This window comes from Microbacterium sp. cx-59 (genome assembly GCF_020805625.1).
Lineage (GTDB): Bacteria > Actinomycetota > Actinomycetes > Actinomycetales > Microbacteriaceae > Microbacterium.
The window spans coordinates 230,850-255,989 of the sequence record NZ_JAJHGO010000004.1 but is presented as its reverse complement, the minus strand read 5'-3'; the positions used below and the strand labels follow the sequence as shown (position 1 = coordinate 255,989).

The 25,140-nt window shown below is 68.0% G+C and carries 24 protein-coding genes; 12 read left to right on the top strand and 12 right to left on the bottom strand.

The window, feature by feature from the left end:
* Positions 1 to 12 precede the first annotated feature (12 nt).
* The 6 genes from LMI96_RS04670 (at position 13) to LMI96_RS04645 (ending at position 5,908) form a co-directional block, all read left to right on the top strand.
* Positions 13 to 1,407 carry a dipeptidase gene (locus LMI96_RS04670; RefSeq protein ID WP_228360643.1) on the top strand — a complete coding sequence of 465 codons (1,395 nt, stop codon included), beginning with the start codon at positions 13 to 15 and terminating at the stop codon, positions 1,405 to 1,407.
* Between the two features lie 80 nt (positions 1,408 to 1,487).
* Positions 1,488 to 1,853, top strand: a complete 366-nt coding sequence (gene erpA, locus LMI96_RS04665) for an iron-sulfur cluster insertion protein ErpA (RefSeq protein WP_223721441.1) — start codon at positions 1,488 to 1,490, stop codon at positions 1,851 to 1,853.
* Between the two features lie 155 nt (positions 1,854 to 2,008).
* On the top strand, positions 2,009 to 2,905 hold the full coding sequence (gene coxB / locus LMI96_RS04660) for a cytochrome c oxidase subunit II (RefSeq protein ID WP_223721440.1): 897 nt from the start codon (positions 2,009 to 2,011) through the stop codon (positions 2,903 to 2,905).
* 2 nt (positions 2,906 to 2,907) lie between these two features.
* Positions 2,908 to 4,671: a cytochrome c oxidase subunit I gene (gene ctaD / locus LMI96_RS04655; RefSeq protein WP_223721439.1), complete on the top strand. Its 1,764-nt coding sequence runs from the start codon at positions 2,908 to 2,910 to the stop codon at positions 4,669 to 4,671.
* A 1-nt stretch (position 4,672) separates the two neighbouring features.
* The gene (locus tag LMI96_RS04650; protein ID WP_223721438.1) at positions 4,673 to 5,110 is read left to right on the top strand and encodes a cytochrome c oxidase subunit 4; all 438 of its coding nucleotides are present in this window, start codon (positions 4,673 to 4,675) and stop codon (positions 5,108 to 5,110) included.
* Positions 5,111 to 5,113: 3 nt separating this feature from the next.
* Positions 5,114 to 5,908: a PP2C family serine/threonine-protein phosphatase gene (locus LMI96_RS04645; protein WP_228360642.1), complete on the top strand. Its 795-nt coding sequence runs from the start codon at positions 5,114 to 5,116 to the stop codon at positions 5,906 to 5,908.
* A 10-nt stretch (positions 5,909 to 5,918) separates the two neighbouring features.
* On the opposite strand, the gene LMI96_RS04640 is transcribed toward LMI96_RS04645, so the two are convergent.
* The 6 genes from LMI96_RS04640 to LMI96_RS04615 form a co-directional block, all read right to left on the bottom strand.
* On the bottom strand, positions 5,919 to 6,332 hold the full coding sequence (locus tag LMI96_RS04640) for a rhodanese-like domain-containing protein (RefSeq protein WP_228360641.1): 414 nt from the start codon (positions 6,330 to 6,332) through the stop codon (positions 5,919 to 5,921).
* A gap of 73 nt (positions 6,333 to 6,405) precedes the next feature.
* The gene (gene hpxO / locus LMI96_RS04635; RefSeq protein WP_228360640.1) at positions 6,406 to 7,584 is read right to left on the bottom strand and encodes an FAD-dependent urate hydroxylase HpxO; all 1,179 of its coding nucleotides are present in this window, start codon (positions 7,582 to 7,584) and stop codon (positions 6,406 to 6,408) included.
* A 110-nt stretch (positions 7,585 to 7,694) separates the two neighbouring features.
* Entirely contained in the window at positions 7,695 to 9,485 is a 1,791-nt protein-coding gene (locus tag LMI96_RS04630) for a cytochrome bc complex cytochrome b subunit (protein ID WP_228360798.1), read from the bottom strand.
* Between the two features lie 50 nt (positions 9,486 to 9,535).
* Positions 9,536 to 10,615: a ubiquinol-cytochrome c reductase iron-sulfur subunit gene (locus tag LMI96_RS04625; RefSeq protein ID WP_223721434.1), complete on the bottom strand. Its 1,080-nt coding sequence runs from the start codon at positions 10,613 to 10,615 to the stop codon at positions 9,536 to 9,538.
* 33 nt (positions 10,616 to 10,648) lie between these two features.
* The gene (locus LMI96_RS04620; protein ID WP_223721433.1) at positions 10,649 to 11,452 is read right to left on the bottom strand and encodes a c-type cytochrome; all 804 of its coding nucleotides are present in this window, start codon (positions 11,450 to 11,452) and stop codon (positions 10,649 to 10,651) included.
* A 19-nt stretch (positions 11,453 to 11,471) separates the two neighbouring features.
* The gene (locus LMI96_RS04615; RefSeq protein WP_223721432.1) at positions 11,472 to 12,107 is read right to left on the bottom strand and encodes a heme-copper oxidase subunit III; all 636 of its coding nucleotides are present in this window, start codon (positions 12,105 to 12,107) and stop codon (positions 11,472 to 11,474) included.
* Positions 12,108 to 12,273: 166 nt separating this feature from the next.
* Between LMI96_RS04615 and trpD the strand changes: the two genes are divergently transcribed.
* From trpD to LMI96_RS04600, 3 genes are all read left to right on the top strand, one after another.
* Positions 12,274 to 13,335, top strand: a complete 1,062-nt coding sequence (gene trpD / locus LMI96_RS04610) for an anthranilate phosphoribosyltransferase (protein WP_223721431.1) — start codon at positions 12,274 to 12,276, stop codon at positions 13,333 to 13,335.
* A gap of 99 nt (positions 13,336 to 13,434) precedes the next feature.
* The gene (locus tag LMI96_RS04605; RefSeq protein ID WP_228360639.1) at positions 13,435 to 13,929 is read left to right on the top strand and encodes an aromatic ring-opening dioxygenase LigA; all 495 of its coding nucleotides are present in this window, start codon (positions 13,435 to 13,437) and stop codon (positions 13,927 to 13,929) included.
* A gap of 92 nt (positions 13,930 to 14,021) precedes the next feature.
* Positions 14,022 to 15,299 (top strand): CynX/NimT family MFS transporter, encoded by a 1,278-nt coding sequence (locus LMI96_RS04600; protein WP_223721429.1) that lies wholly within the window; start codon positions 14,022 to 14,024, stop codon positions 15,297 to 15,299.
* Here LMI96_RS04600 and LMI96_RS04595 read toward each other — a convergent pair.
* Positions 15,230 to 16,165 carry a 5'-3' exonuclease gene (locus LMI96_RS04595; protein WP_228360638.1) on the bottom strand — a complete coding sequence of 312 codons (936 nt, stop codon included), beginning with the start codon at positions 16,163 to 16,165 and terminating at the stop codon, positions 15,230 to 15,232. The genes LMI96_RS04600 and LMI96_RS04595 overlap by 70 nt on opposite strands.
* Positions 16,166 to 16,210: 45 nt before the next feature.
* Here LMI96_RS04595 and LMI96_RS04590 point away from each other — a divergent pair, with 45 nt between their 5' ends.
* Entirely contained in the window at positions 16,211 to 17,209 is a 999-nt protein-coding gene (locus tag LMI96_RS04590) for a PHP domain-containing protein (protein WP_228360637.1), read from the top strand.
* 4 nt (positions 17,210 to 17,213) lie between these two features.
* Here LMI96_RS04590 and LMI96_RS04585 read toward each other — a convergent pair whose 3' ends face one another.
* The 3 genes from LMI96_RS04585 to LMI96_RS04575 are packed head-to-tail and all read right to left on the bottom strand — an operon-like array spanning position 17,214 to position 21,273.
* Positions 17,214 to 17,729, bottom strand: coding sequence for a hypothetical protein (locus tag LMI96_RS04585; protein ID WP_228360636.1), 516 nt, complete (start codon positions 17,727 to 17,729; stop codon positions 17,214 to 17,216).
* Between the two features lie 3 nt (positions 17,730 to 17,732).
* Positions 17,733 to 19,760, bottom strand: a complete 2,028-nt coding sequence (locus LMI96_RS04580) for a primary-amine oxidase (RefSeq protein ID WP_228360635.1) — start codon at positions 19,758 to 19,760, stop codon at positions 17,733 to 17,735.
* Between the two features lie 40 nt (positions 19,761 to 19,800).
* A complete protein-coding gene (locus LMI96_RS04575; protein ID WP_228360634.1) occupies positions 19,801 to 21,273 on the bottom strand; it encodes an APC family permease in 1,473 nt (490 codons plus the stop codon).
* 260 nt (positions 21,274 to 21,533) lie between these two features.
* Between LMI96_RS04575 and LMI96_RS04570 the strand changes: the two genes are divergently transcribed.
* Together LMI96_RS04570 and LMI96_RS04565 are read left to right on the top strand one after the other, a co-directional pair.
* Positions 21,534 to 23,009 (top strand): APC family permease, encoded by a 1,476-nt coding sequence (locus LMI96_RS04570; protein WP_228360633.1) that lies wholly within the window; start codon positions 21,534 to 21,536, stop codon positions 23,007 to 23,009.
* A complete protein-coding gene (locus LMI96_RS04565) occupies positions 23,002 to 23,712 on the top strand; it encodes a helix-turn-helix domain-containing protein (protein WP_228360632.1) in 711 nt (236 codons plus the stop codon). Before LMI96_RS04570 ends, LMI96_RS04565 begins: the two co-directional genes overlap by 8 nt.
* Positions 23,713 to 23,739: 27 nt before the next feature.
* Here LMI96_RS04565 and LMI96_RS04560 read toward each other — a convergent pair whose 3' ends face one another.
* Positions 23,740 to 24,462 (bottom strand): hypothetical protein, encoded by a 723-nt coding sequence (locus LMI96_RS04560; protein WP_228360631.1) that lies wholly within the window; start codon positions 24,460 to 24,462, stop codon positions 23,740 to 23,742.
* A 71-nt stretch (positions 24,463 to 24,533) separates the two neighbouring features.
* On the bottom strand, positions 24,534 to 25,058 hold the full coding sequence (locus LMI96_RS04555) for a hypothetical protein (protein ID WP_228360630.1): 525 nt from the start codon (positions 25,056 to 25,058) through the stop codon (positions 24,534 to 24,536).
* Between the last annotated feature and the right edge of the window lie 82 nt (positions 25,059 to 25,140).

The following is a 25,140-nucleotide window of genomic DNA, read 5'->3' as shown; positions in this document are numbered from 1 at the left end:
AAGATTACCCGCATGACCTCGGAGACACCCCGAAATTCCGCCGTGCATGATTCTGTCGCCGCCGGCATCCCCACCGCGCTGGCCGATCTCGGTGCGCTGGTGCGCATTCCCTCGATCGCCTGGCCGGCGTTCGATCAGACCGCCCTGGAGCGGAGCGCCGATGCGGTCGCCGCGCTGGCGACGAGTACGGGCGTGTTCGATCGGGTCGACGTCACGCGGTCTCGGATCCCGGGGACGGACGAGTTCGGGCAGCCCGCCGTGCTCGCGACGCGCGCCGCACGGAACGGGCGACCGACCGTGCTCCTCTACGCGCACCACGATGTGCAGCCGACCGGCGACGACGACCTGTGGGAGACCCCGCCCTTCGAACCGACCGTGCGGGAGGGCCGGCTCTACGGGCGCGGCGCCGCCGACGACAAAGCCGGCGTCATGGTGCACATCGCCGCGTTGCGCGCGCTGAAGGAGATCGCCGGCGACGACCTCTCCCTGGGCGTCGCTTTGTTCATCGAGGGCGAGGAGGAGTACGGGTCCCGTTCCTTCGGACAGTTCCTGAGCGACAACGCGGACGCCCTCCGCAGCGACGTCATCGTGGTGGCCGACTCGGGGAACTGGGATGCGGAGACCCCCGCGCTGACGGTCTCGCTCCGCGGCAACGCGCGATTCACGCTCACCGTGCGAACGCTGGATCACGCGTCGCACTCGGGCATGTTCGGGGGAGCGGTGCCGGATGCGTTCATGGCCACCGTGAAGTTGCTCGCGACTCTGTGGGACGACGACGGCGCGGTCGCTGTCGACGGGTTGCTCGAGCGGGACGCGGAAACGCCCCCGTACGACGAGGCCACGCTCCGCGACGAGGCGGGCCTTCCCGACGGCGTGTCGCCGGTCGGGCGCGGTTCGATCCTCAGCCGGATCTGGAACAAGCCGTCGATCACCATCACCGGTATCGACGCGACGAGTGTGGAAGCGGCCTCCAACACGCTCGCTCCGGAGATATCCGTCGTGATCTCGGCGCGGGTCGCTCCGGGCCAGCGCGCCGAGGAGGCGTACGCGGCGATCGAGACGCACCTGCGCGCGCACGCGCCGTTCGGGGCGCAGCTCACGTTCACGGATGTGGACTGCGGTGACCCGTTCCTCGTCGACACCAGCGGATGGGCGGTCGAGGCAGCGCGTGCCGCGCTCAGCGTCGGTTACGGCGTAGACGCGGTCGACGTCGGCATCGGCGGGTCGATCCCGTTCATCGCCGACCTGATCGAGCAGTTTCCGGGCGCACAGATCCTGGTGACCGGCATCGAGGACCCGCACACGCGCGCGCACAGCCCGAACGAATCGCTCCATCTTGCGACATTCCGCCGCGCCGTGCTGTCCGAGGCGCTGCTGCTCGAGAACCTGGACTCGCGAACGATCTGAGGATCACCGGCGCCCAGGCCCGAGACGCGTCGTAGAATCGAGAAGTCCCGCGTCGTGCGGGCCCGCACCGAAGGAGAGTCATGACCGACACCGCACTGTCGACCGACCAGGCCACCCAGCCCCACGGTGTGGCGCTCAGCGATGCCGCCGCCGACAAGGTCAAGAACCTGCTCGAGCAGGAGGGCCGTGACGATCTGCGTCTGCGCGTCGCCGTCCAGCCCGGCGGATGCAGCGGCCTGATCTACCAGCTCTATTTCGACGAGCGTTACCTCGATGGCGACCAGACGGTCGATTTCGGTGGCGTCGAGGTCATCGTCGACGACATGAGCGTTCCGTACCTGGATGGCGCGACGATCGATTTCAAGGACACGATCTCCGAGCAGGGGTTCACGATCGACAACCCCAATGCTTCGGGCTCCTGCGCCTGCGGCGACAGTTTCCACTGACCTTCAATTCAGTTCGCGCAATCGGCGCGGTCGGCCCCGGATTTCGGCGGTTCGGCCGCGCCGATTGGCATATGCAGCCTGGACGGATGGCCTGAATAGGGTGAGACCTTGCCCTAGACTGAAGGAAGCTTCATCCGCAATCTGAAAGGTGCGCCGTGCCCTCGAAACGTCGTATCCGCTGGGCCGTTCTCCCCTTGGGGATCGCGTCGGCTGTCATCCTCGCCGGATGCAGTACGTCCGAGCTGCACGGCTTCCTTCCCGGCTTCGTCGAGGACGGTACTCCCACCACGAACCGCACCGACATGGTCGCCGGTCTGTGGGTCAACTCATGGATCGTGCTGCTCGCGGTCGGAATCGTCACCTGGGGCCTGATGCTCTGGGCGATGATCGCCTACCGCCGCCGCAAGGGTCAGACCGGCCTGCCCGTGCAGCTGCGCTACAACATGCCGATCGAGATCTTCTACACGGTCGTGCCGTTGATCCTGGTGGTCGGCTTCTTCGCCTTCACGGCGCGCGACCAGACGATCCTCGAGACCCAGTACGACGACCCCGACGTGTCGATCACGGCGATCGGCAAGCAGTGGGCGTGGGACTTCCAGTACGGCAACGATGACACCCCGAGCGACGAGCCGGTCTGGTCCATGGGCATCCAGGCGCAGACGGATGCCGCGGGCAACGTCGACCAGGCGCAGCTGCCGACCCTCTACCTCCCCGTCGACAAGAGCGTCAAGATCCAGCTCGAGTCGCGCGATGTCATCCACTCCTTCTGGATCGTGGACTTCCTCTACAAGAAGGACATGTACATCGGGCGGGACAACTTCTGGTCCTTCACGCCGACCCGTGAGGGAACCTACGCCGGCAAGTGCGCCGAGCTCTGCGGCGAGTACCACTCCGCCATGCTCTTCAACGTGAAGGTCGTCAGCGAGGACGAGTACGAGCAGTACCTCGACTCCCTCCGCGACAAGGGGCAGACGGGCGACATCCAGGACGCCTACGACCGGCTCGGGAACAACCCGGGCACCGGCGGCACGAACGCCGAGGGAGACGAGTAATCATGGCGACGACGCTTCCGCTCCAGGAGAAGGGCTCGTCCCGACCGACGACGCTGCCCCCTCGTCAGGCCGCCCTGCTCAGCGCCACGCGCGTCGAGCAGAAGGGCAACATTATCGTCAAGTGGATCACCTCCACTGACCACAAGACGATCGGGTACATGTACCTGATCGCGTCGTTCCTGTTCTTCCTGCTCGGCGGCGTGATGGCACTCATCATCCGTGCCGAGCTGTTCGAGCCCGGGATGCAGATCGTTCCCACGAAAGAGCAGTACAACCAGCTCTTCACGATGCACGGCACGATCATGCTGCTCATGTTCGCGACGCCGCTGTTCGCCGGATTCGCCAACGCGATCCTTCCGCTGCAGATCGGCGCTCCCGACGTCGCGTTCCCGCGTCTGAACGCATTCGCCTTCTGGCTCTTCCTCTTCGGCTCGACCATCGCGGTCGCCGGCTTCCTGACCCCCGCGGGCGCGGCATCCTTCGGGTGGTTCGCGTATCAACCGTTGGCCAGTGCGTCGTTCACACCCGGCGCCGGAGGCAATCTCTGGATGCTGGGCCTCGGCATCAGCGGTTTCGGCACGATTCTCGGCGCGGTGAACTTCATCACCACGATCATCACGATGCGTGCCCCCGGCATGACCATGTGGCGGATGCCGATCTTCTCCTGGAACACGCTGGTCACCAGCATCCTGGTGCTGCTCGCGTTCCCGATCCTGGCCGCAGCGATCTTCGCGGCCGCCGCCGACCGCGTGCTCGGTGCGCACATCTACGACCCGCAGAACGGTGGCGTGCTCCTCTGGCAGCACCTGTTCTGGTTCTTCGGTCACCCCGAGGTTTACATCATCGCTCTGCCGTTCTTCGGCATCGTGTCGGAGATCTTCCCGGTGTTCAGCCGGAAGCCGATCTTCGGATACAAGACGCTGATCTACGCCACGATTGCCATCGCCGTGCTGTCGGTCGCCGTCTGGGCGCACCACATGTACGTCACGGGTGGGGTGCTGCTGCCGTTCTTCGCCTTCATGACGATGTTGATCGCGGTCCCCACGGGCGTGAAGATCTTCAACTGGATCGGCACCCTCTGGCGAGGCTCCGTGACGTATGAAACGCCGATGGTGTTCGCGCTCGGATTCCTCGTGACCTTCGTCTTCGGTGGTCTGACCGGCATCATCCTGGCGTCGCCGCCGCTCGACTTCCACCTGTCGGACTCGTACTTCGTCGTCGCGCACTTCCACTACGTCGTCTTCGGTACCGTCGTGTTCGCGATGTTCGCCGGGTTCTACTTCTGGTGGCCCAAGTGGACCGGCAAGATGCTCAACGAGCGCATCGGCTACATCCACTTCTGGACGCTGTTCATCGGCTTCCACATGACCTTCCTCATCCAGCACTGGCTGGGCGTCGATGGCATGGTGCGTCGCTACGCGGACTACTCGGCCGCCGACGGCTGGACCTGGCAGAACCAGGTGTCGACCATCGGCTCGATGATCCTCGCCGCATCCGTGATCCCTTTCCTCTTCAACGTGTGGATCACGGCCCGGAAGGCCCCCTCCGTCACGGTCAACGACCCCTGGGGATACGGTGCATCGCTCGAGTGGGCGACGTCGTGCCCGCCGCCGCGTCACAACTTCACGTCCATCCCGCGCATCCGCAGCGAACGCCCCGCGTTCGATCTGAACCACCCTGAAGCGGCCGTGCCGGTCGGCGTGGGTCCGGCGAAGGATGCCCCCGATGCCCCGGTTGTCGACACGGCCGAGGGAGAGGTCAAGTAACGTGCGCACGAACACCACGATCTGGTGGATCCTGGTCGGCTTCTTCGTCTTCATCGATGTCGTGTACATCGGATGGAGCGTGCTGGCGCATCCCGAGATTCAGCCCTGGTACAAGGCGATCGAGTGGGTGGGTTCGATCGCGCTGCTGTTCGGTGCGCTGATGGCCGCCATGATCGGCTTCTACACCCAGCGCGTCTACATGGCGCAGGGCGGCGAGCTTCCCGAGGACACCCTCACGGCCGACATTGATGACGGCGACCCCGAGCTCGGCGAATTCAGCCCGTGGTCCTGGTGGCCCATCGTGCTCGCCGCCTCAGCCGCCATCGCCGCGATCGGCCTCGCGGTCGGTACGTGGATGGTGCCCATCGGATTCGCGGTCTTCGCCATTGCCATCGTCGGCTGGGTGTTCGAGTACTACCGCGGGTATTTCGCGCGCTGATCCGTGTCGATCCGGTTGAATCCGGCCGTCGTCTCCGACATCGGCCCCCATCGTGCCTCCAATCAGGACGCGGCGTTCACCGCGTCCTGGGGAGCCGCGGTTGCCGACGGCGTCGGTGGCGGTCCGTCGGGCGACCTCGCCTCGGCCGCGCTCGTCCATCGGCTGGTGCCCGGCCCGATGCGGATCACCGAGCCGGAGGAGTTGCTCGCCCGCATCCGTGAGGCGAACTGGGACCTGCGCGCACACGTGCGCCGCGACCCCAGCCTGCAGGGAATGGCGACGACGTTCACCGGGATCTTCGTGACGCCCGACGACCGGCTGCTCCTCGCGCACACGGGGGACTCGCGCGCCTACGTTCTGCGCCACGCCCAGCTGCTGCGGCAGACGCGCGACGACTCCTACGTGCAGGCGCTGGTCGACAGCGGGTTGCTCGCTCCGGAGGCTGCCGCATCCCACCCTCGTCGCAACATCATCACCGCGTCTCTCGGCGGCGGGGAAGAGGATGTCGTCTCCGTCGCAGAGCGGGAGGCCGTGGTGGGGGATCGCTGGCTGCTGTGCAGCGATGGAGTGAGCGACTACCTCGATGATGAAGAGATCGGGCTCACGCTCCTCCGTCACCGCGACGTCGGGCCCGCCGCTGAGGCGCTCGTCGCCCTGGCTCTCGAGAGTGGCTCTCGCGACAATGTGACCGCGGTCATCTGCGACGTGGTCGACGGCCTTGCCGATCTGCACGAACGAGCCGCGTTCGCCGGTTCGGCCGCGGAGCGGTTCCAGGAGCAGCTCGACGTCATCGCATGATCCCTTCGGGTCAGGCCGGGTCCCGTACGACCATGACGAGCGGGTCGAAGGTGCGGGGGAGCGCTCCCCGGTCGTTCTCGGTGGGCTGTCCCTCGCGCGCCCAGTACTCGAACCCTCCGATCATCTCGCGCACCGGGTACCCCAGAAGCGCGAACTCGCGGGCGCCCTTCGCGCCGGCGTTGCATCCCGGGCTCCAGCAGTAGACGACCACGGCGGTACCGGCGGGGATCTCGACGGGCGCCCGCTCCGCGATCTGCCGATACGGCATGTGTATGGCACCGGCGACTCGACCCTGAGCCCACGCCTCATCGCCGCGTACGTCGATGAGCACGACGTGCTCACCGTTCTTCTGAGCCGCGTACACGTCGGAGGGGTCGGTCTCGTGGGTGAGTTTCGTCGAGAAGAAGTCGAGGGCGTCGGTCATCGTCCGAGCCTAGGCCGGGCGTACCGCCGCCGACCTTGATCAGGCAGACGCCCGTCGGCGGATTCCTGCCGGATCAGGCCAGGAGCCCGCCGATCGAAACGGGGCTGTCGGCGATGTTGCCCACGATTCCCCGGATGACGTTCTCGCCGGTTTCACGCCGCAGGCCGTCGTACCAGGCCTCGGTCACGTCGGGCTCGAAACCGTGCGTCTCCGCGGCGCGCTTGCGGGCGCGCAGAACCAGATCGGCCGCGCGCTGCGTGCGGGCGTGCTCGTAGCGGCGCAGGGTGTCTTCGATGCCGAGTGAGGTGGTGGCGAAGAGCAGGCCGAGCACGTAGCTGTCCTCGAGCGCCGAACACGCTCCCTGACCGATGTCGGGGGCCGTGTTGTGCGCGGAGTCGCCCAGCAGGACCACACGACCGCGCGTCCAGGTGTGGAACGGGTCGACGTCCCAGATCTCGACCCGGTTGAAGGATGTCGCCGGATCGATCGAATCGAGAAGTGTCTGCACGCCCGGGGCCCAGCCGGCGAACGCCTCGCGCAGGGGTGCGATCCCGGTGGAACGGTCGTAGGGGATGCCGGACGGCTGGGGTACGTCGCAGAAGAAGTAGAAGCGATCGCCGGCGACGGGCATGACCGAGACGCGCTTTCCTTCCGCGACGTACGTGGTCCACTGGTCGACCGGTCCGACGCGCGTGTCGATCGGGACGAGCCCGTTGAAGTTCGTGTAGCCGGAGTAGCGGCGTTCGGTCGGAGTGCCTCGGACGTAGTCGCGTGTCAGCGACCGCGCGCCATCCGCGCCGATGACGAGATCCGCCGTCGCCGTCTGACCGTTCTCGAAGGTCACGGTCACCTCGTCGTCGGTCTGCGAGATCGACTGCATCCGCATCCCGAGATGGATGCGGTCGGCACCGACGGTGTCCATCAGGAGGCCCTGCAGGTCGGCGCGGGCGACGGGGTAGGAGCGTTGACCGGTCTGATCGGTGACCGGGTCGAGGCTGAACCGGCACATCGTGTCGCCGGTGTGGCCGTCGACGTAGGCCATGGTGTCGAGGTGGCCGCCGAGCGCCGCGACCTCGTCGCGCAGACCCAGCCAGTTCAGGACCTTGACGCCGTTCGGCCACAGTGAGAGGGCTGCGCCCACCGGACGGTTCTCACGGATCTGGTCGTAGATGCGCACATCGTGGCCGAGTCGCTGCAGGGCGATGCCCGCGCTCGTTCCGCCGATACCTGCGCCGATGATGATGACTCGCACTCCGTTACCGTAACCGGGCGCTGTCACGGCGATGTTACAGCCACCAACATCGCACGCTACGGAAATGACGAATGCCCCGGCGGTCTGCCGGGGCATTCGGTGTCACAGCCTCAGCTGCGTGGCTCGTCGTCCTTCGGAGCGTTCAGCTCTTCGAGACGCTTCGGTGACGGGAACTCGACCTCGGCCTTGTCGTGCAGCGAGATGGTCGGGCGACCCTCCTTCTCCGCGCGATCCGTGGCGCCGGCGATCTCGGCGTCTTCCTCGGAGTCGATGTGGTCGAGCGTGTGGTGCTGGTGAGCGACCGCGGCATCGAGTTCGGCCTGCGTGAGCGGTACGAGACGGTCCTCGAAGAACCAGCGCGAGATCGACGCGCGGAGGTTCTCGTGCCACGGGATGCGCCCCTGGGCGTTCGGACGAACCACGAGAGGCTCGTTCACCTCGTTGTCGACCAGCTTCCAGCGCTCGTACTCGTCGACGGGCTGGTGCACCTCGATGTACTCGCCGCCGGGGAGGCGGACGATGCGACCGGACTCGTAACCGTGCAGAGCGATCTCACGATCCTTCTTCTGCAGCGCGAGAGCCATCCGCTTCGTGACGAAGTAGGCGATGATCGGGCCGATGATCAGGAGCGCCTGCAGCGTGTGGATCACTCCCTCCATCGTCACCCAGAAGTGCGTGGCGATGATGTCGGAGGATGCCGCTGCCCACAGGACCGCGTAGAACGTCACGCCAGCGGCGCCGATCGCCGTGCGGGTGGCCGCGTTGCGCGGACGCTGAGCGATGTGGTGCTCCCGCTTGTCGCCCGTGACCCAAGCTTCGATGAACGGGTAGATCAGCACGAGGACGATGAACAGGCCGAGGACTGCCAGCGGCAGGATGATGTTCCACGACCAGGTGTGGTCGAGGAAGACGGTCTCCAGGTGCGGCGGAACGAGGCGCAGCGCACCATCCGCGAATCCGATGTACCAGTCCGGCTGGGTACCGGCCGACACCGGGGAGGGGTCGTACGGTCCGTAGTTCCAGATGGGGTTGATCGTCACGAGCGACGCGATCAGCACGATCACACCGAACGTGATGAAGAAGAAGCCACCCATCTTCGACATGTAGACGGGCATCATCGGGTAGCCCACGACGTTGCTGTTCGTGCGGGCGGGACCGGCGAACTGCGTGTGCTTGTTGATGATCATCAGGATGAGGTGCAGCGCAAGGAGCGCGACGAGGATCGCCGGAAGCAGCAGGATGTGCAGCGTGTAGAGGCGGCCGACGATGTCGGTTCCGGGGAACTCTCCGCCGAAGAGGAGGAACGAGATCCAGGTGCCGACGATCGGGATGCCCTTGACCATGCCGTCGATGATGCGGAGGCCGTTACCCGAGAGCAGGTCGTCGGGGAGGGAGTACCCGGTGAAGCCCTCGGCCATCGCCAGGATGAAGAGGATGAAGCCGATGACCCAGTTGAGCTCGCGCGGCTTGCGGAAAGCACCCGTGAAGAACACGCGGAGCATGTGCACGCCGATGCCCGCCACGAAGACGAGGGCGGCCCAGTGGTGGATCTGGCGAACCAGCAGACCACCGCGGACGTCGAAGGAGATGTGCAGGCTCGACTCGAGCGCCGCAGACATCTCGATGCCGCGCATGGGCTCGTACGCACCGAAGTAGTGCGTCTCGACCATGGATGCCTGGAAGAAGAACGTGAGGAACGTGCCCGAGAGCAGCACGACAACGAACGCCCACAGGGCAATCTCACCGAGCATGAACGACCAGTGGTCGGGGAAGATCTTGCGACCCAGCTCTTTCACGAGCCCCGAAAGGCTGGTGCGCTCGTCGAGATAGTTCGCCGCAGCGCCGACGAAACGGCCGCCGAGCGGCTTACCGTCGCGACCCGCGGGGGGAGCCGTCGTCACGCCCGAGGCAGGCTCGGTCGTGACGTTCTCCGTGGGGTGGGTGACGGTACTCAATGACGCTCCCAGAAGCTCGGGCCGACGGGTTCGGTGAAGTCGCTGCGTGCGACGAGGTAGCCCTCGGCGTCGACGGTGATCGGCAGCTGGGGAAGGGGACGCGCGGCCGGGCCGAAGATGACCTTGGCGCCGTCGGCGACGTCGAACTGCGACTGGTGGCACGGGCACAGCAGATGGTGGGTCTGCTGCTCGTAGAGCGCCACCGGGCAACCGACGTGCGTGCAGACCTTGGAGTAGGCGACGATGCCGTCGTACGACCAGTCCTTGCGGTCCTCGGCCTCGATCAGCTTCTCCTGCGGCATGCGCATCAGCAGAACGATCGCCTTGGCCTTCTCCTCGAGGTACCCGTCGTGGTGGCTGACGCCGGCGAGCTCTTCGGGGATCACGTGGAACGCGGAACCCAGGGTGACTTCGGATGCCTTAATCGGCTCGCCGCTGGGGTCGCGCGCCAGGCGCGTTCCCTCGGTCCACATGGTGTGGCTGAGCAGGTGCACGGGGTCGCCCGCGTACGGGTTCGCGGCGCTGTTCTGCGGAGCGAGACCGCGGAAGAGGACGACGCCGGGGATCACCGAGGCGACGAGTGCGGCGAACAGCGAGTTCCGGATCATCGTGCGGCGCCCGAATCCGGACTCCTCGTTCGCGACCTCGAAGTTCGCGATGACGGCTTCGCGCGTCGAGTCCCGACCGCGCGTGGCGTGGCGCGGCTCGATGAACTCCTTGTCGGACATGACGGCCTTCGACCAGTGGATCGCGCCGACGCCGATGGCGAGCAGCGCGAAGGCGATACCGAGGCCGATGAAGAGGTTGTTGTCGCGGATCGCGGCGAGCGATCCGCTCTCGATCGGGAAGATCAGGTACGCGATGACGGCCCAGATGGATGCCGCAACCGACAGGTAGAAGAGCGTGTAGACCGTGCGTACGGCGCGCTTCATCGCCGCCGGGTCCTTGTCCGTGATGCGTTCCCTGTGGTCAGGAAGACCGGGGTTCTGCACCGGGTCGGACACTGCCACAGCGAGACCACTCGACGGCTTCCAGGAAGCCCTCTCGTGCTCTAGCGGGTCGCCCTCGTGTGCCATGGTGCTCCTCGTGCGTTCGTTCGTGGGGGACGGTTAGTTCGACTTCGCGGTGATCCACACCGTGATGGCGATCAGTCCGCCGATCCCGAAGATCCAGATGAAAAGGCCCTCGGATACCGGACCGAGCGACCCGAGCGAGAATCCGCCGGGCGATTCGTTGTCCTGCATGTAGAGAAGCGCGGAGATGATGTCGCGCTTGTCTTCGGCCGAGAGGTTCATGTCGTTGAACACGGGCATGTTCTGCGGGCCGGTGACCATGGCCGCGTACATGTTCAGTGCGCTCGTGGTGTGCAGGTTCGGGGCGTACTTGCCCTCCGTGAGAGCGCCGCCGGCGCCCGCGACGTTGTGGCACATGGCGCAGTTGATGCGGAAGAGCTCGGCGCCCTCCGACACGTCGCCCTGACCGTCGAGGACCTCGGCCGCCGGGTAGGTCGGGCCGGGGGCGATGGACTGCACGTAGCTGGCCATCGCGTCGATCTGGTCCTGCGTGAACTGCACCGGCTTCTGCGGTGCCTGCGGCGCCTGCGCCTGCAGCGGCATCCGGCCCGTGGAGACCTGGAAGTGAACGGCCAGCTCGCCGACCCCGTACAGCGAGGGTCCGCTTTCCGTGCCCTGGACGTCGAGTCCGTGGCAGGTGGCGCAGTTGGCCTGGAACAGCTTCTTGCCGTCTTCGACGGTGAGCGTGGATGCCGCAGCCGACGTGTCGGTCGTTGCGGCCATCGCGGCAGATGCGCCGGCGTACACGCCGCCCGTCAGCAGCAGGCCGATGCCGATGAGGGCAGCGGCGGCCAGGGGGCTGCGACGACCGGACTGCCGACGCTTCTTCTCTCGTGCCATGAGTTCGTGGGGCTCCGCTCTATCGCAGGAAGTAGATGACGAGGAACAGGGCGATCCAGACCACGTCGACGAAGTGCCAGTAGTACGACACGACGATCGAGGTGGTCATCTCCTTGCGTCCGAAGTTCTTGACGGCGTACGCGCGGCCGATGACAAGCAGGAACGCGACGAGTCCGCCCGTCACGTGCAGGGCGTGGAAGCCGGTGGTGATGTAGAAGGCCGACGCGTACGAGTTGGCGCTGATCGGCATGCCCTCGGCGATGAGCTGGGCGTACTCCCACACCTGACCGGAGACGAAGACGGCGCCGAGGAAGAAGGTGAGGAAGAACCACTCGACCATGCCCCATTTGAGCGGGTTCTTGTCGGTGCGGTACGGCTGGTAGCGCTCGGCGGCGAACACACCCATCTGGCACGTGACCGACGACAGCACGAGGATGATCGTGTTGACGGTGGCGAAGGGGACGTTCAGCAGCGAGGACTCGTCGGCCCACAGCTCGGGGGAGGTGCTGCGCAGCGTGAAGTAGATCGCGAACAGGCCGGCGAAGAACATCACTTCGCTGCCGAGCCAGACGATGGTGCCGACGGCGACCGGGTCTGGCCTCTTAACCTTGCGAAGGGCCTGGGAATACGTCGCTGGGGTCGTCACAGTGTCCATTATGACCGATATCGGCTGCCTGTTCTCGCACCGCGTACCTGTGCGGAAGCCGCGTCGCGGCTTAGGGGAACCTAAGAAATAGGCCAGAGTGCGCGGGGAGTCGCGTCCTACCGGGACTTTGCCCCGGTGCGGCCCGAACCGCGGGCGGTCGATAGGCTTCGGAGTCATGGTGGACCTTCACGACTGGCCGACGATTCTGACCCGGCTGCTGGCTCGACGCGACCTCAGTATCTCCGAGTCGACCTGGGCGATGCGAGAGGTCATGGCCGGCGCGGCGACGCCCTCGCAGCTCGCCGGATTCCTCATCGCCCTCCGCGCGAAGGGCGAGACGGTGGACGAGATCGTCGGGTTCCGCGACGCGATCCTCGAAGCGGCGCTGCCGCTGCCGGTCGATTCCCACGTGCTCGACATCGTCGGCACGGGCGGCGACCGGTTCGGAACCGTGAACATCTCGTCGATGTCGGCGATCGTCGCGGCGGCCAGCGGTATCCCGGTGGTCAAGCACGGCAACAAGGCGGCCAGCTCGTCGTCGGGGTCCTCCGACGTGCTGCGCGCCCTCGGTGTGGACCTGGCGCTGTCGCCCGAGGCGGTGGCGGAAACTCTTGCCCGAACGGGGATCACCTTCGCCTTCGCGGCGGCGTTCCACCCCGGCTTCCGGCATGCGGGACCGACCCGGGCGGAGTTGGGGGTGCCGACCGTCTTCAATTTCCTGGGACCGCTCTGCAACCCGGCGCGGGCCGAGGCGAACGCGGTGGGCGTGGCGCATCTGGATCGCGTGCCGCTCATCACGGGTGTCTTCCGGACGCGGGGTGCGACAGCGCTCGTGTTCCGCGGCGACGACGGCCTCGACGAACTCACGACGACCGGGCACAGCCGGATCTGGGAGATCTCCCGCGGTGACGTGCACGAGCACGACCTGGACCCGCGCGACCTCGGGATTCCGCTCGCGCGCATCGAGGACCTGATCGGCGGCGGCCCCGAGCACAACGCCGAGGTCGTCCGTCGGGTTCTGGCCGGTGAGCGCGGGCCCGTCCGTGACATCGTGCTCCTGAACACCGCGGCGGGCATCGTGTCGTTCCGCCTCTTCCAGGATCCGGCGCAGGCGCAGCGCTCCATCGTCGAACGCCTCGCCGAGGCGAAGGATGCGGCCGCCGCAGCCGTCGACAGCGGCGCGGCCGAGGCGAAGCTCGCGCACTGGGTGGCGACGACTACCGAGCTCTCTGCCTGATCGGCGACTTCGATTAAACACGGCGCGGTGTCGCGGGCGTGAAGTGGTCAGACCTCTAACGTGAGCATCAACAGCCCGCGATCCCCAGGAGGAACGCTCATGTCCGCAACCACCGCACCCACCGTCGATGTCATCGACACCCCGACCAAGAAGGTAGGCCTCGTCAAGCTCGCCGGCATCCTCGGCATCCTCGGCGGCATCGCATTGATCTTCGTCGGCCTGGTCGTCTGGATCATGGTCTCCTCGCAGCTCCGCGCCGAGAACATCACCGTGCCCGACGATGCCGCCGCCTTCCAGGGGCAGACCGTCGCGGGTCCGTTCACCGCGTACGTGCAGGCCGATATCATCCAGCACCACGCGCTGGCCGCATCCGATGGCAAGACCTACGCCCAGCTCGACCAGGACGACCCGGTGCGGGCGACGCTGATGAACGCGTCGTTCCTGCGGGCGTCTCTGTTCACCTCGGTCGTGTCCTTCGGCGTCGCGGCATTCGCGATGGGCATCGGTGTGCTCTCGATCATCTTCGGCGCGGCGATCCACCGCCTCGCGTCCGTTCCGGTGATCGTGAAGCGCGCCACGGTATCGAGCAGCTGAGGTCACGGGTCGCCCCGCACCACCGCCTCCTCACGGCGGGTCCGCATCGATGCGGGCCCGCCGTCCGCGTTCGCCCTTCTTAGACTGGATCGGTGATCCGCCCTCCCGCATCCCGAGCCGCGTTCCCCTGGCTCGTCGTCGTGGGAGTTCTCGTGGCGGCCCTCAGCCTCCGCGGACCGATCGTCGCGCCGACACCGGTGCTGCGCGACATCGAGACCGATCTCGGTATCGGCGCGAGCACCGCAGGCCTGCTGACGACCGCGCCCGTGCTCATGTTCGCGCTCCTGACGCCGGTCGCCGCGATCGTGATCCGTCGGGCAGGTGCGGAGATCGCCCTTCTCGTGACGCTGCTCGGCGTTCTGGTCGGCACGGCGATCCGCGCGCTCCCCGGGTTCCCTTCGATGCTCGTCGGGATGATCGTGATCGGCGCGGCGATCACGATCGGGAACGTCGTCATCCCCGTCGTCATCCGCCGCGATGTTCCGCCGGAACGCGTCGGCATCGTGACGGCGTCGTACGCGGCGACCCTGAACGTCGGTTCGCTCATCACCTCGCTGCTCACGGCGCCGCTGGCGGAGGTGGTCGGCTGGAACCTCGCCCTCGTCGCCTGGTCGGTGCTCTCGTTCGCGGGAGTGGCGGTCTGGGGCGCCCACCTGAGGCGGGAACGCCGTCGCGCCGCCCATCCCGTTCCGATCGTGCGATCGGAGCCCCGGCCGCACCGCACCGATCTCGATCCGGAGACGATCACGGGGCCGCTGCCCATCGTCGCGCCGGCGTCATCGTCGGTCTTCCTCCGCCCCGCGTCGTGGTTGCTGCTGATCGCTTTCGCCCTGCAGGTCACGATCTACTACGCGCTCTCGACCTGGCTGCCGACCCTCGGAGCCGACCGCCTCGGCCTGGACTCGGCGACGGCGGGCGCGCTCGCGTCGATCTTCCAGGGCGTCGGGGTGCTCGGCTCGTTCGTCGTGCCGTTGCTCGCCCGCGTCGCCCCGCGCATCGTGCCGACCCTCGTGATCAGCGCCAGCTGGCTGCTGCTGACCGGCGGCATGCTGGCGGCGCCGGAGCTCACCTGGCTCTGGTTGTCGTTCGGTGCGATCGCGCACTCCGGCGGGTTCGTCGCCATCTTCTCGGCTCTGGTGAGCGTTGCGCGGACGGATGCCGAGGCCACCACGATGTCTGCCCTCGTGCAGGGCGGCGGCTACGGCATCGGCGCCTTCGGCGCACCCATCGCCGGGGCGTTGCACGAGGCGACGGGAGGGTGGGACGTGGCTCTGTGGGGGATGCTGGGGCTGGCGGTGCTCTACGCCGTCGCGCTGACGTCGGCGATGGCGGTCGCTGCGCGATCGAAGGCCGACCCGAGTCCCCACTGAGCGGTGAAGGATGCGGCCGCGCCGCGGGCATCCGCCGTCAACGGTGCGAGCGCCGTATCGGGGACGTCGAGGGGGAGGTCCCGGACCACCTTCACGACCGTCGGTGCCACGGCGAGGTAGTCGGCGCCGGCCTGCACCTTGGCCTGGGCGCTCGCGCCCATTCCCTCGCCGCGTTCGGCGGCTGCGATGATGCCGGCGAGGTCGCCGTGGGCGGCGAGCAGGGTCGCCGCGGTCTTCTCCCCGATGCCGGCCACCCCCGGAAGACCGTCGGATGCATCACCGCGGAGAACCGCGTAGTCGACGTACTGCGCGGCGCGAATGCCGTATTTCGATTGGACGGAGGAATCGGTGAGCACTTCGAGGTTGCTCATCCCTCGCGCCGTGTACACGACGCGCACATCGGCCTCGTCGTCGATGAGCTGGAAGAGATCGCGGTCGCCGGTGACGATGTCGACGGGCATGCCCGCATCCGTTGCCAGCGTGCCGATGACATCGTCGGCCTCGTGCTCGGCCGCGCCGACGATCACGACGCCCAACAGCCCGAGCGCCTCGCGGATGAGGGGCACCTGACGCTCGAGCGGGTCGGGGACCTCCTCGACATCCGGTCCCGCCGCGACGGCCTCGACCACGCGATGGGTCTTGTAGCTCGGGATCAGGTCGACGCGCCACTGCGGACGCCAGTCGTCGTCCCAGCACGCCACGAGGTGCGTCGGGCGGTACGTGCTGACGAGTTTCGCGATGATGTCGAGAAAACCGCGTACGGCGTTGATCGGGCTGCCGTCCGGGGCAGTGACCTTCTCGGGCACTCCGTAGAACGCGCGGAAATACAGGGAGGCGCTGTCGAGGAGCATGAGTCGGTCGGTCACGCGCTCATCCTGTCACGGGGGCTCGGCGCGCGGCAGACTGGGCGGATGGACCCTCTCGATGCCCTGAACGAGATCGCGGCGCTGCTCGAACGCGAACGGGCGTCGCGGTACCGCTCGAAAGCGTTCCGTGCCGCCGCGAAGGCGTTCGCGGAGCTGCCGGAGGCGGCGCGAACCGACCTCGGCCGCATCCAGCGAACGAAGGGCATCGGCGACACCACGTTCCGGGTGATCCGCGAGGCGATCGAGGGCGGGGTTCCGGACTACCTGGTCGAGCTCCGGGGGAGCGCCGGGGTCGCGGCCGTCGAGAGCGGCCTGCGCGCGCTGCTCCGGGGCGACCTGCACGCCCACTCGGACTGGTCGGATGGGCTCACCCCGATCGATCAGATGGTGGATGCGGCACGCGCGCTCGGCCACGAGTACCTCGCCCTTACCGATCATTCACCGCGGCTCCGGGTCGCGAACGGCCTGCGCGCCGAGCGATTGCGGGCGCAGATCGACCTCGTCGGCGGGTTCTCGGGCGACGGATTCACGCTCCTCACCGGAATCGAGGTCGACATCCTCGACGACGGGGCCCTCGATCAGGAGCCGGAGTTGCTCGATCGCCTGGACGTCGTGGTCGCGAGTGTGCACTCGAAACTCCGGATGGAGTCGCCCGCCATGACCCGCCGGATGCTGGCCGCAATCCGCGACCGGCACACCGACGTGCTGGGCCACTGCACGGGACGACTCGTGGAGGGCGCGCGGGGGACGCGCCCCGCATCCGTCTTCGATGCGCCCGCGGTCTTCGCAGCATGCGCCGAGAACGCCGTGGCGGTCGAGATCAACGCGCGTCCGGAGCGGCAGGATCCCCCCGATGAACTGATCGCGATCGCCCTCGAGGCGGGATGCCTGTTCTCCATCGACAGCGACGCGCACGCGCCCGGCCAACTGTCCCTGCTCGATCACGGCGCGCGCCGTGCGGAGGCGGCGGGTGTTCCCGCGGAGCGGATCGTCACGACCTGGCCGCTGGATCGGGTGCGCCAGTGGCTCGTCCGGGAGCGCTGACCGCTCACACCACGATGGCCGCGGCCATCACCACGGTCGCCAGCCCCATCGCGCCGAACTGCGCGCGCACGAGTCGTCCGTGCGCGCGCTGCGCCGCGATCGCGGACCACGCCCCGTACGCGATGGATGCCACCACGAACAGGCCCGTCGTGCCCCCGGCGCCCACTCCGTGCGCATGCGCCGGAGCAGCAGCGGAGGCGGGCGCCATCGCGAGCAGCAGCGCCGCCATCGCCACGAGTCCGAGCGCGGCGTGCACCGTCATGAGGGCGTCGTCGTCGGAGCGGGGCCGGTGCCGGCGGCGCGGGCTCCGCAGTGCCGCCAGCCCGACCGCGCCGACGATCAGCAATGCCGCCCAGTACGGGCGCGGGACGATGCCGAGGAGCGCCGCATCCACCATCGCGAGCAGCATGATGACGGATGCGGCGAGTTCGGGCACACGGACCCGCCGCCGGTCGGCCGCCACACAGCAGGCCGACGCGGCAGCGGGGACGAGCGCCCAGACGTGCAGGGCCTCGTTCACGGTTCAGTGGTGCGCGTGCGAGCCGTGATCATCGAGCCCGGCTTCCGGGCCATGACCGTGGGCGTGCGCATCGTGGTGGCCGGGTGCGCAGTGCGCGCTCTGCGGTGCCGGCACGTTCAGCACGGGGCTCCGCTCGAAGAAGTTGTACGGCTTGAGCGTGAACTTGGCGTAGTCCATCGGCATGACCGGCCAGTCCTCGTTGCGTGGGAAATGCGTGAGACCGAACGTGTGCCACAGCACGACGTCCTCACCGACGAGGGGCTCGTCGCCCGCGATGAAGGCGGGAATCCCCGCACCTCCCGGATGCTGGTTCACGAAGTCGCCGGCGGCGTAACGCTCCGCAGGGTCGTACTTCGTGACGAACAGGTTCTTGGTCGCGAACGCCGCGCGTGCGGAGATGGAGGAGTCGGGATCGGCGAGGAGTACCGGAGTCTCCGTCGGGAACAGCACGTAGGACGTGGGCTGGCCCATCGACGTCGACTTCTCGGTCGATGCGATCTGCCACACGCGGTTCACGGCGCCGTCCGCGACGCGACCCGACACGCCCTCCGATTCGATCGGTGTCACGCGCTTCGTGAAGGCGTTGCCCGCCGGGTTGGTGGAGGAGATCGGCAGGCGCACCGCGTCGATCTCGTTCACGACGTTGGCGGTGCCGTCGACGGTCATGTCGAGCCGGGCGGAGAAGAGGTGCTGGTGGTAGGGGGCGCCGAGTCCCGGAGCGACCTCGGAGGCGTACGGGTAGGGCGAGCCGTCGTCGTTCGCACCCGGGTACGCCGACGTGAACAGGATGCCGGTGAGCTTGGCCTCGCACTCGATGGTGCCGTCGAGGTACAGGTACCAGAAGAACCCGTAGTCGTAGTTGCCGACCGTGGTGAAGAACGAGATCACGAGCCGACGCGACCGGCGCACCTCGCTCGCTCCGGTGAAGATGTCGGTGTGCTTCCAGAGCGTGCCGAAGTCCTCTTCGTGGATGCAGACGCCGTTGCGGACGGTGCGGGGCAGCCCGAGCTCGTCGGCGATGGTGACGTCGAGGTACCTGATGTCGCCGACGCAGTCGCAGCCGAGCTCCAACTCGTTCGTGTACCGCCCGAACAGGTACTCGCCGGTGTCGAAGTAGTTCTGCCAGAAGCGGTTCGGCGCCGGATCGGCATAGGGGACGACCATCTCGCTGATCGATCCGCGGTACATGACGGGCCTGCCCGCGAACGCCAGCTGGCGCACCACGAGCCCCTCGCGGGTGTCGAACCCGATACGGAGGTCCCACTCGCCCCAGGTGAGGTGTTCCCCATCGACCGTGAAGCTCGATCCCTCCGGCTGCGTGATGATGATCGGCTTCAGCCCCTCCAGGGGCGGTCCCTGCAGCTCCGGGTCGTCGTAGTTGCCGCTCGTGGCGGGAATCTCGAATCCGGGAGTGTCGACGATGCGGATGACTCGACGATCGGCGACGTCGATGTAGGCGGTGAGACCATCCACCGGGTGCGCCCACGGGTGATCGGCCGGGTAGTCCTGGCGGAACGCGAAGGTACGCAGGATGCGGCGTCCGACCTCGTCGTCGTACCCGTAGCTGCCCGCGCTCAACGGCACGAGCACGACGTCGGCGACGGTGAGGCCGCGGGCGGCGAGTGCCGCGACCCATTCGGCGCTCTCGTTCGCGATGATCCCGACCTCTTCGAACTCCGCATCCAGGATCGGCAGCTGCCCGTCGCTGCCGTCGAGTTCGACCTGTGAGAGCACCGTGCCGGCGTCGATCGAAACGATCATGTCGAGCGATCGGGTGGTGGCCATGTCGAGCAGCTGCACCCGCGCCGTCCGTTCCGGCACGGGCCCGCCCGCCTGCCACTGGGCGATCAGGCTCTTCGACGGCTCCTCGAGGCCGACGTAGGCGAAGCGGGTCGTCGGGGTCGCATCCGGGCGGCCGAGCACGATGCCGCGCACGGCCTCGATCTCGGCGCCGGTCAGCGACGACAGCGGATGCTGCGGGGCTTCGGGCGCGGTGTATTCGGACGAGGTGGCGGTATCGAGGGTGCTCATGGGGAGATCTCCTGACGGTGTAGCGGGGGAGGGAAGCGGGTCACGCGATCGAGTCGGTGAGTTTCGTGTAGGCGGCCGGGCGGCGTTGGCGGATCCACACGGCCTGCAGATAGCCGAAGACGGGGAAGACGACGACCAGCGCCAGCAGGAACCAGCTGACGGCGCCGAAGACGGGGGTGCCCTCCGCATCGACGTCGCCCACCATGAGGGGGAAGTACACGACGATCAGCGCGGCCGACAGGATGAGCCCGACGAACCCTAGGGCCGGGGCGATGACCGTGTTCCAGATCCGGCGATCCTGACGGGTCCGCGCGAAGTACACGATCACCGCGATCGACGTGACGGCCATCAGAAGCGCGATCGCGAGCGTCGCGACACCGGCGAACCAGGTGAACACCTGCAGCACCGGGTCGAGCTGGAACACGGCGAAGACCGCGATCAAGACGACCGAGGTGATCGTCTGGACCAGCGACGACGCGTGCGGGGAGAGGTGACGGTGGTGCACGGCGCCCAGGCGATCGGGCATGACGCCCGCACCGGCCATGGAGTGCTGATAGCGAGTGAGGACGTTGTGGAACGACAGCACGCACGCGAACATCGACGTGATCAGCAGCACGTTGACCGTGACCTCGCCGACGATGCCGAGATACTGCGCGACCGTCCGGAGGATCAGCGTTCCCGGGTTCTCCGCCGCAGCGTCGAGGACGCCATCCGGTCCCCACGCCATCACCAGCGCCCACGAGGCGAGCGTGTAGAACACGCCGATCCCGATGACGGCGCCGTACGTGGCGCGCGGGATCGTGCGGTTCGGGTCACGGGCCTCGTCTCGGAAGATGGCCGTCGCCTCGAACCCGATAAAGGCCGCGATCGCGAACATGAGGCCGACGCCGGGGGAACCGCTGACGACGTTCTCGGGGGCGAACGGCGCGAGACTCAGTCCCTGGGCGCCGCCGGAGAACACCACGGCGGCGACCAGAACGAGAACGATGCCGACCTCGGCCACGAGGAGCACGCCGAGGACCTTGCTGGAGAGGTCGATGTGCCGGTAACCGAGGACCCCCACGAGGGCCACGGTCAGCAGCGAATAGATCCACCAGGCGATCGCGGGGCCGCCGAGCGAGGTGACCGTGACGCTCAAGATGTAGCCGACGTAGCCGTACACCGAGACCTGGATGGTCGTGTAGGTCAGCATCGCCGTCCATGCCGCCGCGAGGCCCGTCGATCGGCAGAGACCGTAACCGACGTAGGTGAAGAACGCCCCCGGCTTCGGCACGTGCCGTGTCATCGCCGCGAGGCCGACCGCGAAGAACAACAGGATGACGGCGCTGATCGCGTACAGGGCGGGGAACCCGGCGCCGTTGCCGAGCAGGATCCCGAGGGGGGCCGCGCCACCGACGACCGTGAGGGGGGATGCGGCGGCGACGACCATGAAGATGATGGCGGTCACCCCGAGCGATCCCTGAAGACTGCGGGCCGGCGCCGAAGCGACGCCGGGAGATTCGATCCGGGTCATGAGAGTCCTTGTCGGGTACGTGGTCGGGGAGCGGGACGGTTCGGGAGCGAGCCTTCCGGTCGGCCGTTGCCCTGCCGTCACCGCGCGAAGAAGACCTGGTACGCGCCGAACGGGACACCCGCGGTCCCCTGTCTCATTCGGGTGTCACGTCGCGGAAACACCGACGTCGCGACGGGGCAATCCGCACCGGATAGCGTCGGCGCAGCATCCGGAGGTGACCCATGACCGCTCTCGAACGAGCGATAGCGCGCCCGGATCCGGTGAGTGATTTCGGATCGCGCTCGCCGCTGCACGGCCTCGCGCGGCGGAGCGTCGGGTTCTTCGACGTGCTCGCGCAGTCCGTATCGGCTGTGGCGCCGTCGGCGGCCGCCACGACCGTGGTGCTCCTCGTCGCGGGGGTCGAGCCGTCGGCGACCGTGCCGGCCGTGCTGCTGGCCGGCATCCTGAGCCTGTTCGTCGCGCAGACGGTCTCGCAGTTCGCGCGCCGTTTCGCCGCCACGGGAGCGCTGTACACCTACGCGGTGCGTGGACTGGGCCCGGTGCCCGGCCTGGCCGCCGGCGCCGCGATCATCGTGGGGTACGCCGCGATCGCGATGTTCGCCCTGCTCGGCGGCGCGTATTACACATCGATGCTGCTCGGTGCGCTCTGGCCCGCGGTGCACGGACCGGGGGCAATCGCGGGCACCCTCCTCGCGGAGGCGCTGCTGCTGGTGCTCGTGCTGGTGCGCGGCATCCGTATCTCCTCGCGTGTCGCGCTCGTGGTGGAGGCGGTGTCCGTGGCGATCATCGCGGCTCTCCTCGTGGCGCTGCTGGTGCGGATGGGGCCCATCGATCCGTCGGTCCTGCTGCCGGCGGACGGCGTATCGCTCGCGACCGTGGGGGCGGGCGCACTCGTGGCGCTGACGGCATTCGTGGGCTTCGAGAGCGCCGCGACGCTCGGGGTCGAGGCGCGGACCCCGCTTCGCACCGTCCCTCGCGCCATCGCCTGGACCGTGCTGGTCTCGGCGGTTCTGTACCTTCTCGCCGCCGTGACCCAGGTGGCGGGTTTCGCCGCCATCGACGGCTCGATCGCGGACAGCGCATCACCCATCAACGAGCTGAGCGCGGCGTTCGGGCTGGGCGGATGGGGCGTGCTGGCTGACGTCGGGATCGCTGCATCCTTCCTCGCCTGCGCGATCGGCTCGGCGACGGCGCTCACTCGTGTCGTGTTCACGATGGCGAGGGACGGCGTCGTGCCGAAAGCCATCGGCCGCACGCATCGGCGCTGGGGCACCCCGACGGGCGCGTTGATCGTGTGCCTGCCCGTCATCGTGCTCGTCCCGCTCGCCCTCGTGCTCGCCGGGGTCGACATCCGTGCCGCGATGCACGTGACGATCGCCCTGGGTGGCGCGGGGTACATCGTGGCGTACGTCCTGGTGTGCGTGGCGGCTCCCGTGTTCCTTCGACGCATCGGTGAGCTGACGGTGGGCGGCGCGCTCATGGCGCTCTTCAGCGCCGCGGCCCTGACCGCCGCCCTGGCGGCGTTCTTCATCGTGGATGCGGCGGGCGGCGGCGCTGTGGTCTGGCTCGCGGTGGCCGTGGCGATGGCCGCGACCGGGGCGATCGCCTGGCGGCTTCGCGGAGGTCGCCGCCTCCCGGAGCGGATCGGCACCTACGACGAGCCGATCGCGACGCAGGTGCTGGGCGGAGTTCCCCGCGCCGATCAGGCGGCGGGTGGTGACACCGTTCGTGGCTGAGCGCGAGTCCGCTCCGGCCGTCCCGACCCTCACCGCGCGCCAGCCCCGCGCGATCCATAGCGCGCTTACCGTGCTGGAGTGCGTCGCCGCCCTCGGCGCCGGTGTCACGGCGCGGGAGATCTCCGATGCCCTGAAGCTGCCGCGCGCGACGACCTATCGGCTGCTCAACCTGCTGGTCGAGGACGAGTACCTCGTGCGGACCCCGGATCTTGCCGGGTTCGCGCTCGGGGCAAAGGTGACGCAGCTGGCAGCAGTCGCGTCTCCCGTTCGCATCACGACGGCGGCCCGGTTGGTGCTCGCGGAGACGCGTTCGGCGCTTCGCGGGGGTGTGCATCTCGTGCTCTACGACCACGGCCGGGTGATGGTCGCGGATGCGGACCCGGATTTTCCGTTGAGCGATGAACTGCGCCTCGTCCGCGAACCCGCACGGTACGCGCTCGGGCGTCTTGCCTACCTCGAGAGCGGGGCGCACGACGACATCACCCGCGCGGCCGCGGCCGATCTCGCCCGCTACGGAGCGACACGGCAGCTCGGCGAGACCACGCCGGGCACGGCATGCGTCGCCCGGCCGATCCGCGATGTGGACGGCAGATTGGCCGCGGCGATCGGCTTCTCCGGACCGCTGCGACGGGCTCAGGAGCCGGAAGAGGTGCTCACGGTTCTCCACGGCGCGGCCGAGAGGCTAGCGCCGCTGCTCACCTAGTGCGTGCGTCGTGCGATCGGCGTGGCGTCAGCATCCGGGCCCGGTCGGGTTCTCCACGCACGTGCGGTCGACGAGCGCCGTGCGGGCCTCGACGATCTGCACCGGGTGGCCGCCGGTCGTCGCCTCGACGATGCCGTCGATCTCGCGCCATCCGCCACCGTCGAAGCTGACCTCGGGCGCGTACTGCACCGTCACCGCGGCGATGTAGTCCCCGCGCGCCGGATAGGCATGGCTCGTGCCGGTGGGCGTGAACTGCGCCTGACCGAGCGCGGTCCAGGACGCTCCGCCGGACGCCGCGGTCCGCGTCGCACCGTCGCCGTACGCGAAGCGGTAGCCGATGGGGGTGAACCGCACGACCACGTCGTATCCGAACAGAGTGCCCGGAATGCTCTGCGCGGATGCGGCCGACACCAGGTTCGTCGGCATCCCGACGATGCCGATACCGGCGGGTTCGCTCGCCAGAGACGGCGCAGCCGGCCGGAACGACGCGATGTCCGCGAGCGTCACGTCGGGGAGCCCGACCGCCGTGTAGTTGCCCCGGCACAGGACGGTCTCGCACCCCGGGCGCAGCAGATTGCCGTTCTCGTCGTAACGCGGGGCGTCGGGATCGACGGGAGCGCCGTTGTTGCCGCCGTTACTGTTGCCGCCGTTGTTGGCGCCCGGGCCGGTGTTACCGCGGCCGGGGCCGCCGCCGGTTTGCGCACCGATATCGATCTGCGAGCCGGAATTCTCGACGGAACACGCACCCACCGCGACCAGGTCTGGACTGCAACTTGTCGCGGCGGATACTGCCGTGAGAATTCCCAGAGTCAGAACCAAGCTCAGCACTGGTCTTCCCCGATCAGCTGGCTGTCCGAAATCAGCCACACATCGGAATCGCGAACAAGATCGACGCTTAGCCGACTCACTGTTGCCCGATCAGCGGGAGTCTTGTCTTGTCCTGAATCGTCAACCACGCGAGTCTCACTAGAGTCCAGACAGACGACTATGGAGACCTGGTCCGGAAGCTCGAAGGTGCTAGGTAGCACTCGCTCTACAGATGACGCTCCAGTGATACGAAGTCCAGCCTCATCTAACTGGCGCTGAGAGTCCACATCGGAATCAAGCGCGTTGCCCGATAAGAACTGTTCAGGAGTCGGATTGCCGGTAGGGTCCTCGCGTCGTCGGTTCAGGGCGTCCACATAAGCGCGGTAGGTCTCCTCGGCGGCGGCGAACGCCTCTGCCTCGTCCGTGAATCCGGTGGCGCTCGGCGTCGGAGCAGGCGCGGGTGTCGTGCAGGCGGCAAGCGTCATCATCCCGGCCACCGCGAGGGTGGCCACCAGCGCGCGGAACGGACGACGGATCACACGCACACCGTAACCGTCCCGCATCCGGCGCCGCAGCCGTTATCCACAGGCGCCGTAACAGCGCCGACACACGGACCGGCGA

What these genes read in the sequence shown, in the direction of transcription:
- LMI96_RS04670 (WP_228360643.1), top strand. Translation starts at nt 13, where the DNA reads ATGACCTCGGAGACACCCCGAAATTCCGCCGTGCATGATTCTGTCGCC.
- erpA (WP_223721441.1), top strand. Translation starts at nt 1,488, where the DNA reads ATGACCGACACCGCACTGTCGACCGACCAGGCCACCCAGCCCCACGGT.
- ctaD (WP_223721439.1), top strand. Translation starts at nt 2,908, where the DNA reads ATGGCGACGACGCTTCCGCTCCAGGAGAAGGGCTCGTCCCGACCGACG.
- LMI96_RS04640 (WP_228360641.1), bottom strand. Translation starts at nt 6,332, where the DNA reads ATGACCGACGCCCTCGACTTCTTCTCGACGAAACTCACCCACGAGACC.
- LMI96_RS04625 (WP_223721434.1), bottom strand. Translation starts at nt 10,615, where the DNA reads ATGGCACACGAGGGCGACCCGCTAGAGCACGAGAGGGCTTCCTGGAAG.
- LMI96_RS04620 (WP_223721433.1), bottom strand. Translation starts at nt 11,452, where the DNA reads ATGGCACGAGAGAAGAAGCGTCGGCAGTCCGGTCGTCGCAGCCCCCTG.
- LMI96_RS04615 (WP_223721432.1), bottom strand. Translation starts at nt 12,107, where the DNA reads ATGGACACTGTGACGACCCCAGCGACGTATTCCCAGGCCCTTCGCAAG.
- trpD (WP_223721431.1), top strand. Translation starts at nt 12,274, where the DNA reads ATGGTGGACCTTCACGACTGGCCGACGATTCTGACCCGGCTGCTGGCT.
- LMI96_RS04605 (WP_228360639.1), top strand. Translation starts at nt 13,435, where the DNA reads ATGTCCGCAACCACCGCACCCACCGTCGATGTCATCGACACCCCGACC.
- LMI96_RS04590 (WP_228360637.1), top strand. Translation starts at nt 16,211, where the DNA reads ATGGACCCTCTCGATGCCCTGAACGAGATCGCGGCGCTGCTCGAACGC.
- LMI96_RS04580 (WP_228360635.1), bottom strand. Translation starts at nt 19,760, where the DNA reads ATGAGCACCCTCGATACCGCCACCTCGTCCGAATACACCGCGCCCGAA.
- LMI96_RS04575 (WP_228360634.1), bottom strand. Translation starts at nt 21,273, where the DNA reads ATGACCCGGATCGAATCTCCCGGCGTCGCTTCGGCGCCGGCCCGCAGT.